13 protein-coding genes are annotated in these 16,374 nt (G+C 48.5%); 6 read left to right on the top strand and 7 right to left on the bottom strand.

All coding sequences use genetic code 11. The features are described 5' to 3' along the window. The first annotated feature begins 274 nt into the window (after positions 1-274). The 6 genes from soxY to AC4IE8_RS02110 all read left to right on the top strand — a co-directional run bounded on the left by soxY (position 275) and on the right by AC4IE8_RS02110 (position 5,045). A complete protein-coding gene (gene soxY / locus AC4IE8_RS02135) occupies positions 275-742 on the top strand; it encodes a thiosulfate oxidation carrier protein SoxY (RefSeq protein ID WP_490790201.1) in 468 nt (155 codons plus the stop codon). Positions 743-773: 31 nt separating this feature from the next. After that, positions 774-1,091: a thiosulfate oxidation carrier complex protein SoxZ gene (gene soxZ / locus AC4IE8_RS02130; RefSeq protein ID WP_071891840.1), complete on the top strand. Its 318-nt coding sequence runs from the start codon at positions 774-776 to the stop codon at positions 1,089-1,091. 6 nt (positions 1,092-1,097) lie between these two features. Then, entirely contained in the window at positions 1,098-2,126 is a 1,029-nt protein-coding gene (locus tag AC4IE8_RS02125; RefSeq protein ID WP_490790200.1) for a YeeE/YedE family protein, read from the top strand. A 186-nt stretch (positions 2,127-2,312) separates the two neighbouring features. After that, positions 2,313-3,575, top strand: coding sequence for a dissimilatory-type sulfite reductase subunit alpha (gene dsrA / locus AC4IE8_RS02120; RefSeq protein ID WP_490790199.1), 1,263 nt, complete (start codon positions 2,313-2,315; stop codon positions 3,573-3,575). 11 nt (positions 3,576-3,586) lie between these two features. Continuing rightward, positions 3,587-4,663: a dissimilatory-type sulfite reductase subunit beta gene (gene dsrB, locus AC4IE8_RS02115; protein ID WP_490790198.1), complete on the top strand. Its 1,077-nt coding sequence runs from the start codon at positions 3,587-3,589 to the stop codon at positions 4,661-4,663. A 181-nt stretch (positions 4,664-4,844) separates the two neighbouring features. Next, positions 4,845-5,045, top strand: coding sequence for a hypothetical protein (locus AC4IE8_RS02110; RefSeq protein WP_068991901.1), 201 nt, complete (start codon positions 4,845-4,847; stop codon positions 5,043-5,045). A gap of 1,013 nt (positions 5,046-6,058) precedes the next feature. On the opposite strand, the gene AC4IE8_RS02105 is transcribed toward AC4IE8_RS02110, so the two are convergent. From AC4IE8_RS02105 to AC4IE8_RS02075, 7 genes are all read right to left on the bottom strand, one after another. Then, positions 6,059-7,294 carry a GNAT family N-acetyltransferase gene (locus tag AC4IE8_RS02105; RefSeq protein WP_068991907.1) on the bottom strand — a complete coding sequence of 412 codons (1,236 nt, stop codon included), beginning with the start codon at positions 7,292-7,294 and terminating at the stop codon, positions 6,059-6,061. 851 nt (positions 7,295-8,145) lie between these two features. Continuing rightward, positions 8,146-8,676 (bottom strand): universal stress protein, encoded by a 531-nt coding sequence (locus AC4IE8_RS02100; protein WP_068991910.1) that lies wholly within the window; start codon positions 8,674-8,676, stop codon positions 8,146-8,148. Between the two features lie 10 nt (positions 8,677-8,686). Next, the gene (locus tag AC4IE8_RS02095; RefSeq protein ID WP_490790197.1) at positions 8,687-10,420 is read right to left on the bottom strand and encodes a TRAP transporter permease; all 1,734 of its coding nucleotides are present in this window, start codon (positions 10,418-10,420) and stop codon (positions 8,687-8,689) included. Positions 10,421-10,518: 98 nt separating this feature from the next. After that, the gene (locus tag AC4IE8_RS02090; protein ID WP_068991912.1) at positions 10,519-11,487 is read right to left on the bottom strand and encodes a TAXI family TRAP transporter solute-binding subunit; all 969 of its coding nucleotides are present in this window, start codon (positions 11,485-11,487) and stop codon (positions 10,519-10,521) included. Between the two features lie 504 nt (positions 11,488-11,991). Further along, positions 11,992-13,299 carry a (Fe-S)-binding protein gene (locus AC4IE8_RS02085; protein WP_071891842.1) on the bottom strand — a complete coding sequence of 436 codons (1,308 nt, stop codon included), beginning with the start codon at positions 13,297-13,299 and terminating at the stop codon, positions 11,992-11,994. A gap of 517 nt (positions 13,300-13,816) precedes the next feature. Continuing rightward, the gene (locus tag AC4IE8_RS02080; protein WP_490790196.1) at positions 13,817-15,184 is read right to left on the bottom strand and encodes a YeeE/YedE thiosulfate transporter family protein; all 1,368 of its coding nucleotides are present in this window, start codon (positions 15,182-15,184) and stop codon (positions 13,817-13,819) included. 81 nt (positions 15,185-15,265) lie between these two features. Continuing rightward, positions 15,266-16,255, bottom strand: a complete 990-nt coding sequence (locus tag AC4IE8_RS02075) for a sulfurtransferase (protein WP_068991923.1) — start codon at positions 16,253-16,255, stop codon at positions 15,266-15,268. Between the last annotated feature and the right edge of the window lie 119 nt (positions 16,256-16,374).

Raw genomic sequence — 16,374 nt, 5'->3', positions numbered from 1 at the left:
ACCAAGTGGGGACTGCGCAGGTATCTGAATATGGTGCCACTGGAAAAACAGCAACTGGAAAATCAATTGACTGCTTGATCAACGAGACACCGCCAATGAAAAGTGCGAAAGACTTTTGACACTACCGAAAAAAACTAAAACAACATGGATCTAAGTTGAGAAATACTATCCTGGTTTATACGACAGCGTAAACACACAGGCCTGAACCAATACAATTTCACAATCAGTGAATACAGACAGATGATCATCTATGGACCATGTCAGGGTGAATATCATGAAGCGAAGAGAACTCTTAAAGTCAGGGATCATGCTAAGTTTATACACCTTTGCCCTATCTGGTTTCGGATTCTACTCATCCAAAATCAGTGCGAGCTGGCCAAATTATATCTTCCATACAGACACGATTGATCGTGCAATTAAAGAGATTACCGGGCAACCCTTACACAAGTTACAAACCAGTGATCGAGTGAAACTCAAAGTGGATAAAATCGTTGAGGATGGAAGTACCGTTCCGGTCACAATTACTAGTGAACTTGAAGCAACAAAGACAATCACTGTTTTATCTGACAAAAACCCCAATCCAGTCATTGCCAGATATCAAATGACATCGAATATTGCTCCAACAATCAGTACAAGAATCAAGATGGGGGGATCCGGGTCCGTCATAGCAGTAGTCGAGACTGACAACGGCTATTTCAGCGCGAGCAAAAAGATCAAAGTAACCGCAGGAGGATGTGCCTGAGTCTCCCACAATTGGATTTGAGGTTATTGTTATGTCCACACAAAAGCATAAGCTTCTGGCGAGAAAAAAAACGGGTTATGTACAAGTACGCATGCTCCTCAGACACCCTATGGAAACAGGCAATCGTAGAGACAAAGTAACCGGAGTGAAAATTCCACGTTTTTTTATCAGAGAGGTGACATGTGAACATAGAGGAGTTGTCGTACTTTCATGTCATTGGGGTTGGGGAGTATCGAGAAATCCCTATCTATCATTCAGACTGCTTTCAGGAGAGGCAGGAGAAGTGATAACTATCACCTGGGCAGACAACTTGGGCAAGTCAAACAGGATAACTACGACGATTAAATAAAATATTATGGATGAATTATCCAAAGCATGGCTAATCGGCGGAGGGTTGGTCATAGGCACATTCTTCGGTCTTTTGGCACAAAGATCAGGATTTTGTGCAGTCTCTGCGATCAGTAACTCTAAATTGATGGGGGACTACCGGCATTTGGATGGCTACATTGCCGCTATCATTATTGCACTATCCGGAACGCTTATTCTCGAATTGATCGGTTTGGTCGATATTGGCACATCTCCCTACAGACGTCCGACCTTTAACTGGGCTGGCGCACTGTTTGGCGGACTCATATTCGGTATCGGTGCTATGTTGTCCGGTGGATGTGCGTCAAGAACTTTGGTTCGGTCTGCAGAAGGCAATATCGGTGCAATTGTCACCCTATTGGCATTCGCACTCTCCGGTATGGCCACATTGATTGGTATATTGGACCCAGCCAGGGCGTGGGTTGCCTCATCAGCCATTGATCTTGAACCAGGTGATGCCTCACTCTCCAAATTGATAGGCCAACCTCACTATCTGCTGCCAGTTATGGTAGTAGTGACAGGCATAATCTTTCTTTACATTCACTTAAGAGAACAAAACAACTGGTCCTATATCTTTTATGGTAGCGGTATCGGCCTATGTGTCGTTATCAGTTGGTGGATAACCGGCGTACTGGGCCAGGATGATTTTTTTGAATTGCCTCCCACCTCCATCGCGGTCGCTGGCCCCCTTTCTCGTGGTGCGGTTTATTTATCGACAGGTGAGGTTACAGGCAACCATTTCGCCTTTTATCTACTACCGGGAATGATCTTAGGCGCTTTCGTCAGCGCACTCATATCCGGCAGATTTCATTGGGTACCCCCTGCAGGTTCAATGGTAGGCAGCTATCTGTTGGGCGGCATCCTGATGGGTGTTGGGGCGGTATTTGCCGGTGGCTGTAATATTGGACAGGGACTCTCCGGCCTCTCCACGTTTTCGATCACATCACTCATAGCGGTTGGCGCTATTTTGTCCGGAATGTCATTGACGTTGACATGGATAAATAAAAGAACCAAATAGACCGGATGGGAGTTCACAGCCTGTTTTTCGCTACAGAGATTGAGTCTGTCTATTCCAAAGGTGATATTAACCTACCATTTTTATCAACTATTATTGGGGGATACAGACGACAATCATGTTCGGTTCATATGGCACAGCATCAGCCGGGATTGATGGGTTGAGCAGCCAGGAACAGGAGGCATTTTGATGAAGTCTCACCCGACACCTATGCTCGATCAGCTGGAAAGTGGCGAATGGCCTAGCTTTGTCACAGGCATCAAAAGACTGCGTGACACTCATCCCGATCGCCGTATTAGAGAAACAACCAATGACCTGCTGGGTCAATTGGAGCACTCCTATGAGACCCGAAAGGGGTACTGGAAAGGGGGTACGGTCAGTGTTTTTGGTTACGGGGGCGGGATCATTCCCCGCTTCTCAAGCGTTGGCGATCTGTTTCCACAATCGAAGGAGTTTCATACACTGCGCGTGCAACCCCCTGCGGGAAACTACTACACCACAGATATCCTGCGGCAGCTGGCAAACAGCTGGGAGAAGTGGGGCTCCGGCCTGGTCACCTTTCACGGTCAGACGGGCAACATCATGTTCATCGGAGCGAACACAAAAAACACCCAACACTTCTTCAATGAGATCAATGAATACGGTTTTGACTTAGGCGGCGCCGGACCCTGTGTGCGTACTGCTCAGTCCTGTGTGGGATCCGGTCGTTGTGAGCAATCCTGTACCAACGAACATGAGATCCATCGTCGCCTGGTCAACAACTTCCTCGACGAGATGCACCGGCCGGCGCTACCGTATAAATTCAAGTTCAAGGTTTCCGGCTGCCCAAACGACTGTATGAATGCCATCGAGCGTGCCGATTTTGCAGTAATCGGTACCTGGCGAGACGATATGCAGGTGGATCAGACCGAAGTGAAACAGTATCTCTCTGATAAAGGTCGACAATACATCATCGACCACGTCATCAGCCGCTGCCCCACCCACGCACTCTCACTGACCGATGAGGATAGGCTGGAGGTGGAGAATGCCGACTGTGTTCGCTGTATGCACTGTCTCAATGTGATGCCCAAGGCGCTCTCCCCCGGTAAGGATAGAGGTGTCAGCCTGCTGATCGGTGGTAAACGAACCCTGAAGATCGGGGATCGTTTCGGCACCATGATGATTCCGTTCATGAAGCTGGAGAATGAGGCGGATTATGAAAAACTGGTGGCGCTGGCAGAGGAGACCATCGACTTCTTTGCTGAAAATGCCCTCGAGCATGAGCGCATCGGAGAGATGATCGAACGTATCGGTCTGGTGAACTTCATCGAAGCACTGAATATTGATGTGGATCCCAATATGATCGTGCACCCACGGGAGAACTCCTATGTGCGCACCGATCAGTGGGAGGAAGAGGCCCAGAAGTGGTTTGAACACCATCCCCATGACGACCCGTCAGCGGATGTTGCTTGAGGAGAGACCTGATGGCGAATGCAGAGCGAAGAGTCCCGATTGAAAGCGGCTGTCCCGACGGTATTCAGTATATGCATCCCGTGATGCGCGAAAATTTCGGTCATTGGCGATACCACGAAGATCCCAGACCGGGGGTCCTTCGTCATGTGGCTGACAGTGGCGATGATATCTGGACCGTGAGAGCGGGTACCCAACGTATTCTGGATCTCTTTACATTGCGTAAACTGTGTGAAATCGGTGATCAGTTCGCGGATGGTTACGTACGTTTCACAATACGCAGCAATATCGAGTTTATGCTCTCCGACGGTGATCGTGTGGCCGCATTGGTCGAAGCCTTGGAGTCGAACGGATTTGTGGTTGGTGGTACGCGAAATTCTGTCGCCGCCATTTCCCATACCCAGGGTTGGCTGCACTGCGATATACCCGCCACGGATGCCTCAGGTGTGGTCAAATCGATGATGGACCAATTGGTGGATGAATTTCGCCAATGGAACATGCCCAACCGGGTACATATCACCACCTCCTGCTGCCAAATCAACTGCGGCGGTCAGGGTGATATCGCGATCAATATTCAACACACCAAACCCCCAAAAATCGACCATACTCAGGTGGCAAACGTTTGTGAGCGGCCATCAGTGGTGGCGCGCTGCCCGGTAGCGGCGATACGACCTGCGATGGTCAATGGCAAACCCTCCCTGGAGGTCGATGAGAGGAAATGTGTCTGTTGCGGCGCCTGCTATCCACCCTGCCCGCCGATGCAGATCAACGATCCGGAACACTCAAAGCTGGCGGTATGGGTTGGCGGCAATCACTCGAATGCCCGGACTCGGCCCACATTCCAAAAACTGGTGGCGGCCGGTATCCCCAACAATCCACCACGCTGGCCGGAGGCTACAGCCATTGTCAAACGGATTCTCAAGGCTTATCAGACCCATGCCAAAGACTGGGAGCGGATCAATGATTGGGTGGAGCGTATCGGTTGGCCCCGATTCTTCGAATTGACCGGGCTGCCATTCACCAAATTCCATATCGATAACTGGAGAGGGCAACAAAAGAGTCTGAATGCTTCCACACATCTTAGGTTCTGAACGTAAGACTTAGGGCCTGTTAACAGACTCTAGGGAGTTATACCGTTTCAAATCCCAGGCATCAGCCCTCAAAATTGTGAAGCCCCTATCAGAATTAAACGCCCATCATATATAATATGTTTATTAGTATATTATTATTTGCTATAGTCTGCTCATATTTAAGCTATATAGGTAAAACAGGATGAATAAACTGCTGATTGCTACTCTACTTCTTGCAACAACCGGTCTGGTCTCTGCCAGCACAAGCGAAACCCTTCAACCCAAGGCTCCTACCGGCTTCGACGCATTTTACAGCATCGAAGATTACAATGACGCCTTCTATGGGGATGTATACAAGCAGAAGACCGCTGACCAGACTCCTGTTGTCCGCTTCGGTAAGTAATCGTCGCACTTTTCATACGACAAACGCCGGGCCCTATGGGTCCGGTGTTTTATTATCTCTATCCTTTCTATTCCACCAGATCCCGTTAAGCATACCAGGTTGCATAGCTAGCGACCGAAAAAAAGAATGGCCAAAATGACGAGTGTTGAAGTTTCAGAAGTAGAATAAATGCAACAGATGGCGACAAGACAGGTCGGAAATAACCGCCTGTTCAGGTTCACTCGGCTTAGGGCCTGTTAACACTCAATCTTAATCGATATCGAACTGGATCATTTTTGTTAAATGCATGCCAAGTATTACAACAGGGCATGGTAGTCAACGGGACTGGTCCATTTGAACTTGCCAGTAACATCCATGCTACCGATACATCTGTCCATAGCTCGATGGCCGCGACTAGGTTTGCAGACCCTCATATACGATATGGACATGTTTACTAGTTGAATTCGATGGAAGAAAACGCAACAGCTCACATCGACATTAACGGTTGAAGCCACCAAATCAGTCTTCCCCAGGGACAACCTGTTGAGTTTAATGCCGGTGCCGATCAGGGCGTTTCCACTGTAATTTCGAGTGGTCTGACCATCCTGGTTGCTCATCGCGGTCATCCGGGATGTGCCTCGTGGTCTGCAGATGCCTCTCCCATGCCTACAGTTGCTACAGAACTTTGGGGGATTCGCACAATCAGTGCGTATGTAGGTGCGATGAAAGTAACACCCATCTGGCTGCCTATGCGAGTGACGGCTCAAGTATCAGTATGATATTAAATTCTGGAGACAGGAGATGGCTTGGGGGTAGGAGCTTCCAATTTAACGATACAAAGCTGGGTGGAGATTCAGCGATATACTTTACTGCAGACAAACCATCAGTGCCGTGCAATTTGCTGCCAACGACGGTGCCGCTCAAACAGCCTTTTATCCGACCTCACTACTCAACAAACGGGCTGGTATACCACGGGACACCCATCCTTTAGGTGTCTTATTTGTTTTCTTATTTTAGTTGTTTATTTGGGAGGCTCAGACAGATTGGTCTTCAGTCTGATTTTGCTTCGATCTGAATAGGCGTTTGTATAATTTGCGCAAGATCCTGAAAGACTTCTCGTGTATTGCAAGTAGACGATTGTTGTAAAAATAGACAACCTCAACGTCTTTATAGATTTTCGTATATTTAGTTTTGTAGCTGTTGAAATCGCTGTCCGGTAAAAAGTCGTACTCTGTAAACTCGGAATCGATGGCATCTTCGATGCAGTAGGCATGCATGATATATCCGAGGGCAACGTTCCGGTTCGCTTCCGAAATTCCGGATTGATAGTAGTAGATCTTACCTTCGTATTTGATTAAATAGATAGCCGCCAGACTCTCACCGTCATTCTCGATAAAGCTTAGATCCAGGTGATCATTATCGAGCATCGTGCGGGTCATAATCTTGTGAAAATCATGAAAATTTCTGTCTGAAAATGAGCCTACGACACCCCTTGAGCCCCACCAGGACTGGTGTAGATTGACCAGTGTCGCGTAATCAGAACTCAACCCGTTATGATCTGCTGTTTTTCTGAAACTGATGTTTTTGAAATTTCTTTCAAACTTGCGTTGCTCGCGCCTGATTTTATAGCGCATTGACGCGGAAATGCTCTGCATATAAGCATCCCAGTTATCGGGAAGATTGATGTAAGGGCTGAATAGTACTTGTTTAGTATATCTTTCTAATCCTCTGTCATTGAAAGTATTTAGTAAATATTCGATGCTGGCCGAGTTGACGTCGACTCGTGAAAAATAGAACTTGTCACAATCAATGCGGTTAACTACTTGCTCTAAAACCAAGCCAAACAGTTTATCCTTATCCAAATTGTCTGTTCGATAGATTAAGTCTGAGTAGACAGAACAGACATCACCCTGACTGGTATCCTGTGTGCCGAGGAACATGAGTACTTTGAAGGGGTAAAACTTGAATAAATATTTTTTACGGGTGAAAAAAGGAGCTATACATACGATAGTGTCGTTATCCCTGACTACAATGATATTTAACTCGTCGGATGATTGAGCGTAGATATCCCACCAGTTGGATATCCATTCCCAACGCATGAAGTATGTATCTGTAGGGGAATCTGAAAGCAGCTCATTCCAAATACATTCCAGTTGCTTAAAGTCGTTATAGGTTTTAATTACTTCAACTGAGTAATTTGATGGGGATTTGTTGACCTCTTCATCATCAGACTTGTTGGTTGAGGATATCGGCGGAGGGTTGTATAGCATAGGGCTCTATTATGATTGCTTGTTTAGTATTGAGATAAGGGTCAGCACAAATCCGTGTAGCTGTATCTATCTCTCAAGGCTTAAGCCATTAGAATGAAATATCCAATCGCCAATAAACCCCATACACCTTAGATAGCCGAAATATGATCTGTAACTGCCTGTACAACGTGATATTGTAGTACAAGAAGCCTAATTGTTTCATCATAGTAATATAATTCTTCTGTCACAAAAATAACAGTACAAACAGTGACCTAAGCATCAGCTTTTCGGTAATGTGCACTTTAAATTGGGAATTATCTTCCCATATTCCGAATTGTAAGTATTGATACAAGATGTGTTGTGGCTGCTGACCCGGGTTTATTGACGGATAGATTGAACCGGGCGGCTAGGAGCATCAGCAAAGGTTTCGAGTCTGCACTTTTTAAAGCTGGTAATAAGGTAAATCCTGGTTCTGTTGGAAGTCCCCCTACTACCTATGTGTCTCCCGCTGCATCCGGCGTGCTTTTCTCTTTGGTTTCGATACGCTTTCTGGCAAAAGCTATGAACATCAACGGTAGCGGATCGTTGATCGCATGAAACTATTGGCGGAGCTTTTCGCCATTGATATCTGTGCACGCCGTGATATCCAATCCCGACCACACTATCCTTCATGTTGATACGCAGACTGCTCACGATTGGACTGAGCAAGAGCTCGAGGCCTTAGTTCAAATCTACAGAGTTAATTAGAAATTCCGTCTATTCTATGATCTTGGAGTAGGCCAACTCACCATAAAATATTTTTTCAAATTTCTGCTCATGTTGAAAACTGATATTTAATAAAGCCTACTCCACTCTGTCTGCCTACAGCCACATTACTCACCAAGTGGCACAACTAGAACAGGTATCCTACATCGGCGAACTATGCGCCGAGTGGTATCGCCAATCACGGCATCCTTCACCGATACTCGGTTCCCATGTTTGCTAACCACCAGTAAATCGTATGCCCCTGTATGGGCCTCCTCAAGGATTTTTTCCAGTGCCCCACCTACTTCGACCTTCACTTCATAGCTCAACACAGGCTGTTCAGGTTGATTAGAGATGCACTCCTCGCAAAACTGCTCAACATTCTTGATGGCAACATCGTCTCTTTTCCGTGTGACCAGTATCTTTCTGGCTTCATCCAGGCTTCTGCTCACCAGTTCCTTCCACAGGTCATCGCCCATATAACTCGCTAAACTTTGCAGGTCGCGGTCATCCACCACGTGAAAAACAGTCAGTCCGGAATCATTGTAACGGGCAATGGTTGCCGCATGCAGAAATCCCTGCCGTCCAGACTCGGACAAGTCGGTCACATAGAGGATTTTTTTATATTCGATCTGTTTTAAAAGGTTTGATTTCGACATGATTTCATCCTCAGATGGTGGCCGGCTTACTACGCTTGAGCCAGATTCCGCTTAGAAACCAGCTATACGCCCAGGTACCAAAAAACACCAGTACAAAGGTCACCGCGATATCTGTTGCACTTCCATCCAGGGAGAACGCAGGCACGTATCCGAAAATAAACGGCGCCAGATAAAGGAACTTGGCGAACTTGAATGCGATCCATGCAGTTGCCCACATATTCGCCTTGGCGATTGTCGCACCGGCAAAGGCTGCAATGCAGACCGGAGGTGTGATATTTGAGTCCTGCGACAGCCAGTAAACAATCATATGGGCAGCAAGTGGGTTAATTCCCAGTTCAGTTAACGCCGGCACCGCGACCACCGCAGTGATCAGATAAGCAGCGGTGACAGGCACACCCATACCGAGAATCAATGAAGCCAGGGCAATAAACAGTATCGTGAGCCACAGCTTTCCGTCTGCGAGTTCGATAACGATATCTGCAAAGGTCAATATCAGGCCGCTATAGGTCAGTACACCAATGATGATGCCGATCACGCCAACCGTTGCACCAATTTTTAGGCTGGACTCTGCGCCGGCTCGGGAGGCATGCACGAATCCTTTGAGATCGATACGGGTTTTCTTGCGAAACCAGCTGACAACAATACAGGTAACAATGCCGAGAATTGCCGAGTAGCCCGGTGAATAGCCTGCCAGCATGAAAATGGTAATCATGACCAGCGGTAGCACATAGAACCACTCCTTTTTCAGGATATCCATTGCTTTTTCCTTACTGCGCTCACCGACAATGTTTTCTTTTTTAGCCTCGTAATGCACCATCATAAAAACGCTAAAGAAATACATCAGCGCAGGGAATATCGCCACCAGCATGATCTGCGAATAGGGCAAACCGGTCAGTTCCGCCATGATGAACCCGCCCGCACCCATAATCGGTGGCATGAACATTCCACCCAGGGATGCAGCCGGTTCTATGCCACCTGCCACATGTGGGCGAAACCCTGCTTTTTTCATCATCGGAATGGTAAATGCACCGGTGGAAACTGTATTGGCAATGGCACTACCCGAAATCGACCCGAACAAACCGGATGCAATCACCGATACCTTGCCAGGGCCACCAATCTTGTGACCTACCGCTGCCAGCGGGAAGTCAATAAAAAATCTCTGCGCACCACTTTTCTCCAGGAATGCGCCAAAAATCACAAACAGGATGATATAGGTCGCCAGCACGTTGGCCATGATGCCGAAGACACCATCGCTCTTGTAGAAAATGCTGACACAGAGCAGTGGAAAGGTGTCTCCCGCATGCTGAATCACTTCCGGTATCCATTCGGAATCTCCATAGACCCCGAACAGCAACATAATGGTACCTATTACTACAAACACCGTGCCTACTACACGACGGGCAACTTCGATACCAACCAGCACACCCGCTACTGCAATCCATGTATCCAGTTCGTTCTCTGCACCAGCACGATAGTTGATGGCCTCAAAATTCAGTATCCAATAGCCTAGTGTAACTATGGCTACCACCATCAGTAAGTAGTCCCAAATGCGCCCATAGATACCGCCCCAATTGGAGCGGTAAAGCAGAAAAACCAGGATATAGGTGATAATGACGTAAACACCACGATGAAACTGTGTGGCTGCTGGCTCCAGCACTGCGGAATAGGAATAAAACAGCACCAGACCGATGGCCATGGCATCGAATGCCCATTGCTCAAACTTGTTCAGTTTACTAAACAGCATGCCCCACCCTCATTCTTTGTGATTATTTTGTTTTGAAACCTGCCCCTGTTAAAAAAGGGCGGGAGTAATTCCCGCCCTTTGGCTAGGTCGAGTATGGCTTACATCATGCCTTTTTCTTTCCAGAACTTGATCGCACCCGGATGCCAAGGAGTCACCACACCCTGAGTACCTGTCTCCAGACTCATGTTTTTGAAGGTTTTTTTCTGCTGCTTCATGTGCGCCAGACCTTCATCGGTATAGATGGCCGAAAGCATCTTATAAACCGTATCTTCTGAAACATCTTTGTTCGCCACCCACAGTGCAGAGTCCTGGAATGATGGGGAGTCGTAATCAACGCCACGATAAGTACCGGCAGGCACTGAGAGTTGGGAGAAATAGGGGTACTGGTCAAAGAAACCACTCTCCTTGGCATCCTTACCCAGGTCGATCAACTCAATGTCATTGGTCTGCGCCGCCATGATCACAGCACCACTTGGGAATGCGGTAAACAGCCAGAACGCATCCAGCTGGTTGTTACCGAATGCCGATGCGGCATCGTTGTAACCCATTGCGTTACGCTCAACCTTATCCCAAACACCCATATGGGTGAAGAACAGCTCACAGTTGGCGAAAGCACCAGAACCTGCATTACCGACACCGACCTTCTTTCCAGCCAGGTCCTTGGTACTCTTGATACCGGAGCCCTTGCGAACAACCAACTGTGCAGGTGCACCATACAACCAGGCTACCGCCATGACATTTTCGTACTTCTTGGTATCGTTCTTCATCTGGCCGTTACGCCCCAGATAGACATGACCGGAATAGACCGTTCCCATCTGCGCTTTGCCGGAATTCACCTTACGCAGGTTTTCCACTGAACCGGCAGATGACTGAGCGCGAACACGAAAATCCTTCGAACTCTTGATAGGCTTGTAGACCTGGATAGCGTTGGCCACAACCTGGAAGGTACCGCCTGCCGGGCCGCCACTGAAGACGACGCGCTCTTTGGCCGCCTGCGCTGACATCGGTATTGATAAAGCAGCTGTCAGTAAGGCTACACTACTGGTTAAAAAGACTCTTCTTTTCATTGATCCACCTATTTATTTTCTATAGATTGAGAAATTGACTCGATAAACTCGAGCAATGAAGAAAGGATAGCCGCAAATGTCACGCCAGTTCATGATACAAACATCATAATTTCGTAAGTCACTGATTTAATTGATAAAATAAATATCAGAAAAATACAGGTTTTCAAACAGATTGGCGGAATTCCACCCATCTGCAGCACAATCCCTGGCGGGAACCCGAAAAAAGCGTTACCTAGCATGATAACCGGTATCGTTGGTTAACCAGACCGTTTTTATGCATCTTGTCATACAGCACCATTCTTGGTAACCAGAGCAACACCATCCGGTCCTTAACCACGCCACCCGATTATGATAGCGCTTGTTCAGTCAAGGCAGGTTCAAACGCTTCGACGTTTAGGATTTAGGAATGGATGTCTTGCTTTAATGTTTTATCGCACCCCCTGCTGAACATTATAGTGATTGTGTGAACCCAAAAACAATCCAGTCACAGAACCCTGTTGATGATCAGTCGATTAACTGCTGTGCAAGGAGTTGTACCGGGTGCATCACCTGGCCTTTAAAACCGGCATCGCGAGCCCCGCTCGCAAGGTGCAGTGCGCAAGTGAGGTTGGTTGTAACCAGTATATCCGCGCCACCCAATGTCAGAGCGGCGACCTTCTCATCTCTCATGGGATTGGCCAGTTCAGGCTGAGTAACCATCTTTGTGCCCCCGGCACCGCAACAGATCTGATTGTCGGTAAGGGATGTGATCTTAAGACCGGGGATCTTTGCCAATAATCGATAAGCCAGAGTTTGGTTTTTTAGGGCGTTGCGTTGACTGCAAGGTTCATGCACGACAACCTGCGTCTGCAGTGGATTGAATTGTAGTTCATGGAAAAGATCACTCTGATCTAAATAGTCCAGAACATCGAGGAATGATGGTATTTCATCCGGAATTTTTTCCCAACACCCCATGAGTGCGGGATAATCATTCAGAAAGGCACCACAACCGCTTGAGTTGTAGATGACAGTACTGGAGTTGGTAAAGGCGGTCAGATTCTGTTCCAAACAGACTTTTGCCTGACTCATCTCTCCATTATGGGCATAGGCAGCACCACAACAAGTCTGATTTTCAACCACAGTCACGTCACAGCCAATCCGGGACAGTAATGTAGTGGTCGCATTGTGAGTGCGTGTATCGAATAGACTGGCTATACAACCGGTGAACAGGATTACTTCCCTCAAGGGCGGATCCACCCGAGTTTGTGCAAAACCGACAATCGGCTGTGGGTCGTGAGGCGTCGGGAGTAACACCAATAATGGCTGAATGCTTTTCAGAAACGGTAGCTTCGCCAACAGCGCAAAGAGTCGTGGTAATCCACTGCGTTGATAGATGCGGATCGAATGATTCAATCGTCGCCGGGTTGTCTCGCCTCCCATGGCCAATGCAAGTATCCATGAAACCAGCAAGCTCTTGCTAGGCTTGAAATGATCACCCTCAAGCGCCTGCCGGTAGAGCTCAGCAAAAGCCATTTTTGACGGGCATAAGGTTTCACAGGCTTGACACAGCGTACAGGAAGCCAAAGCGGCCTGCTCATTCATATCAAGTGCCTCGCCTTTTCGTACTGCTTTCTCCAACAAGCGGATTCGGCCACGAGGGCCATAGTTTTCTTCTGGCCTGATGCGATATGTTGGGCAACTGCCAACGCAGACGCCGCAACTTAAGCACTCTTGAGTATCAGGGATATAAGGGCCGAGAGATTGGTTATTATCGAGCGATAAACCGTCAAAACCATAATCGGTCGAAAAAGATTCGAATCTAAAATCATTCAAATGACTGCACCTCAAGTAATCTCATAGACGACATAAAGCAAGAACCACACCATCAACTTAATCTATTGTTTTTATTTTATTTTTTTATTTAGATAGCACGTGATTCCGATGAGTTACAACAGCTTGAGTAGCACGATGTGTCGTAATTCAGACAACGCCTCAATGTCGGATTTAAGGTGAGTGCCGTTAATTTTGAGTGATCTGATCAACCGCTGCATGTGCAGAAGTGGTGGTGAGATGGTTTGCCGTCTTCCGTCAGTATCAGTTAAAACACTACTCCGAAAACCGTGGTGCCGTAAGGCAAAGAAGAATGGCGTTTGGGATACCCGTAGGCCTGTTAACGGCTTTTTTAGTATGTCATGTTTTTATTCTGTCCGGGGTCGTCTCACGTGTAGATTCAGAATCTCGCTTTTCGCTCCGGTGAACTCCTCGGCGTACTGGTATACAAAAAAAGCCCCGTGATAACCACGGGGCTAAGGGCAACTATGTTAGCGCCATATACCAAGGAAAGTGAATATCAGGAACCGCCGGGCGCATAGACCAGTTGATCGGTATTGCGAACCAGTAATTCGCGGGCTCTGAGGCGCAAGAAGCGCCGTGCGGCTGCAAAGGTCCATAGCAGAATGGCGATCATCAATCCCGAGTATACGAAGGCCCAGGTCTGCTCTGAGGCGCCAAATGTATCGGATGCCCACTCCGCGAAGGTGATGTACTCCGTCAGGCCTTCGCCGAATACCACCTCGTCGATGGTTTCTTGATACAGGGTGTAAGGCAGGTAGCCCAGGTAGAAGCCCGGCAGAGCTGCCAGCGCGGTCGAGTAACCCAGTCCCAAGCGGGCATAGGTTCGTACCTCACAGCCGATCATCAGCACCGCACCCATTGCGAGCAACGGGCCACCCAGGATATGCCCCCAGTACAGGCCTTCATCGCCAGAGGCGTTGGGTATCGTGCCCTCGCCCCAGATCCAGGAGTAAACAATAAACAGGTTCAGGGTGACGATGGATACCATCAAACCCTGTAACGGTAACATGCCGCGGAACATGCGATAGGTACAATCAGGCACTCCATTCTTGCGATAAAAATCGTGGCTGGTGAAGGCGGATTCGGGCGCCATGGCTGAACACTCAGTGCCAAAACCGGTCTTCGCAATGCCGAATCCCAGCAACAGGCCAGGCGCAGCCAGCCAGGCCAACTCACCCCAACCGATCTGGGATATGGAGCCTGCGATATCACTTGTCAGGCCGTAATAGAGCGGAACCAGAAGGAATCCCAGCAAGAGACAGGTCAGACCAAGATGGAGAGGATTTTTCCAGGGTTTATAGCCCGGTTTGTAACCCGGATTGTGATTATGCTCTGCGCCATCCTGCTCGCAGGATACACACCAGGTTTCCTGGTGCCTGAGATAGCCCCCCTTACCCAATCCGGTGACAAGCTTGAAGGCAAGGAAAGCAAATGGAATTCCGCTCAGCAGGACAACCCAGGAGGCTATGCTCATGGATGGGATTCCACCGAGAAAATGGTGGGTGGTGCAGCCGCCAGCGATGCGAGTGCCAAACGAGAAGAGGAATCCGCCGATAAACGCCAACGCCAACATCCCTCCATCGTAATGCACCCAGTCGCGGTGGTCCTTCTCTGCGATACCTGCCATGCGTGCGCCGACAATCGCAAACACGATGAACCAATAGATACCTGGTTCGTAGACACGAGCCAACCAGTCGACGCCAAACAGATTGACCTCAGCAACCGCAAACATCTGCGCCAGACCGGTTGTGACTACGATGAACATGTCGTAGTGGTAGTAGAAGATAATCTCGGCCAGGCCGACGAACAGGCCACCGAGCCAGAACGGCCACTGTTTTTGCCAGAGTGTTTTTAGTAACTGCATGAATGCCTCTTGTTTCGCGGGTTATCTGGGCTTGTACGCAAACCTGTGGGCCACACAAGGTGGCCCGTAGCTTTGATTGGATTAAATCGTGTCGACGTTCTTCTTCAGCTTGGTCCACTCATGCATCGAGCCGTCATATTGCTTGACGTTCTTGTTACCCAACAGTTCGTGCATGATGAACCAGTGGCCGGTACTGAGATGACCGGAATCACAGTAAGTGATGGTCTGGGCATTGGCATCCATGCCCTTGGCTTTCATCAATGCAGCGATTTTCTTCGCCGGCAGGAAAGTCGCGGCTTTTTCACCGTTCACCAACAGTTCATGTGGAAAAACCTTTGAGCTAGGAATGTGGCCCGGGGCATAGACGTACTTCTTCTTGTAGGTAGTGCCGAGAAAGAAGTCCTCGGTACGGCCATCCATGATTTGAGTACCATTACCAATAGCGTGTTCGACTTCTGCAGTAGTGGCCATAATTGAAGTGTTGGGCGAGCCGGCAGTCCAGTTACCCATTGAGGGCTTAGATTTATCCCGACTCAACGCATGACCGGCAGCATCCCAGGCTGCTGTGCCACCATCCAGTACCGCGACATTCTCATGCCCCCAATATTTCATCTGCCAGTACAGACGAGTGGCGAAGGTGACATCCTTGGACTGTGCACCTTTCATGGTGATGACTACAGCGGAGTTTTTGTTAACGCCGTGCTTTTGCATCAGTGACTCCATTTCTGATTGAGTCGGCACCAGTTTGATTAGCGGTATCCCATCCACGGTGCGTTTGGCACGCACTTCTTTCCAGGGTACCAGTGCCGCGCCCGGTATATGGCCGGAGACCTTAATGCCAGCGCCTTTCTTGGCGCCGCAGCCTTGCATGCCGGCGATACTTGCTTTCTTTTTGGCCTTGGCGGTAAAACTCTTTTTGTCTTTGCGCACATCGAGTATGACCACTTCGCTCTTGTGCTTGACCAGCCAGTCGACATCGACCAACGGGCCGGGTACTTGCAACGCTTGTACCGGCAAGGCAAGCAGTGACAGGGCGAGGCCCGCGCAGGTCAGCCATTGAATTGGCTTCATAATGATCCTCCAACATTGGTGTAGTGATTTGTTATGTGCAACTTGCATGCACTGGAAATCCACAGTGCAAGCAGAGTGCCAACGTGAAGTATCAATGACTTAGGGTGGTTGTGGCGAGG

The sequence above is a fragment of the Candidatus Thiodiazotropha sp. AKAK2 genome (assembly GCF_058244685.1).
This window is presented reverse-complemented; position numbering and strand designations above follow the sequence as displayed.

What these genes read in the sequence shown, in the direction of transcription:
- soxZ (WP_071891840.1), top strand. Translation starts at nt 774, where the DNA reads ATGTCCACACAAAAGCATAAGCTTCTGGCGAGAAAAAAAACGGGTTAT.
- soxY (WP_490790201.1), top strand. Translation starts at nt 275, where the DNA reads ATGAAGCGAAGAGAACTCTTAAAGTCAGGGATCATGCTAAGTTTATAC.
- AC4IE8_RS02095 (WP_490790197.1), bottom strand. Translation starts at nt 10,420, where the DNA reads ATGCTGTTTAGTAAACTGAACAAGTTTGAGCAATGGGCATTCGATGCC.
- AC4IE8_RS02105 (WP_068991907.1), bottom strand. Translation starts at nt 7,294, where the DNA reads ATGCTATACAACCCTCCGCCGATATCCTCAACCAACAAGTCTGATGAT.
- AC4IE8_RS02110 (WP_068991901.1), top strand. Translation starts at nt 4,845, where the DNA reads ATGAATAAACTGCTGATTGCTACTCTACTTCTTGCAACAACCGGTCTG.
- dsrB (WP_490790198.1), top strand. Translation starts at nt 3,587, where the DNA reads ATGGCGAATGCAGAGCGAAGAGTCCCGATTGAAAGCGGCTGTCCCGAC.
- AC4IE8_RS02075 (WP_068991923.1), bottom strand. Translation starts at nt 16,255, where the DNA reads ATGAAGCCAATTCAATGGCTGACCTGCGCGGGCCTCGCCCTGTCACTG.
- AC4IE8_RS02080 (WP_490790196.1), bottom strand. Translation starts at nt 15,184, where the DNA reads ATGCAGTTACTAAAAACACTCTGGCAAAAACAGTGGCCGTTCTGGCTC.
- AC4IE8_RS02100 (WP_068991910.1), bottom strand. Translation starts at nt 8,676, where the DNA reads ATGTCGAAATCAAACCTTTTAAAACAGATCGAATATAAAAAAATCCTC.
- AC4IE8_RS02125 (WP_490790200.1), top strand. Translation starts at nt 1,098, where the DNA reads ATGGATGAATTATCCAAAGCATGGCTAATCGGCGGAGGGTTGGTCATA.
- dsrA (WP_490790199.1), top strand. Translation starts at nt 2,313, where the DNA reads ATGAAGTCTCACCCGACACCTATGCTCGATCAGCTGGAAAGTGGCGAA.
- AC4IE8_RS02090 (WP_068991912.1), bottom strand. Translation starts at nt 11,487, where the DNA reads ATGAAAAGAAGAGTCTTTTTAACCAGTAGTGTAGCCTTACTGACAGCT.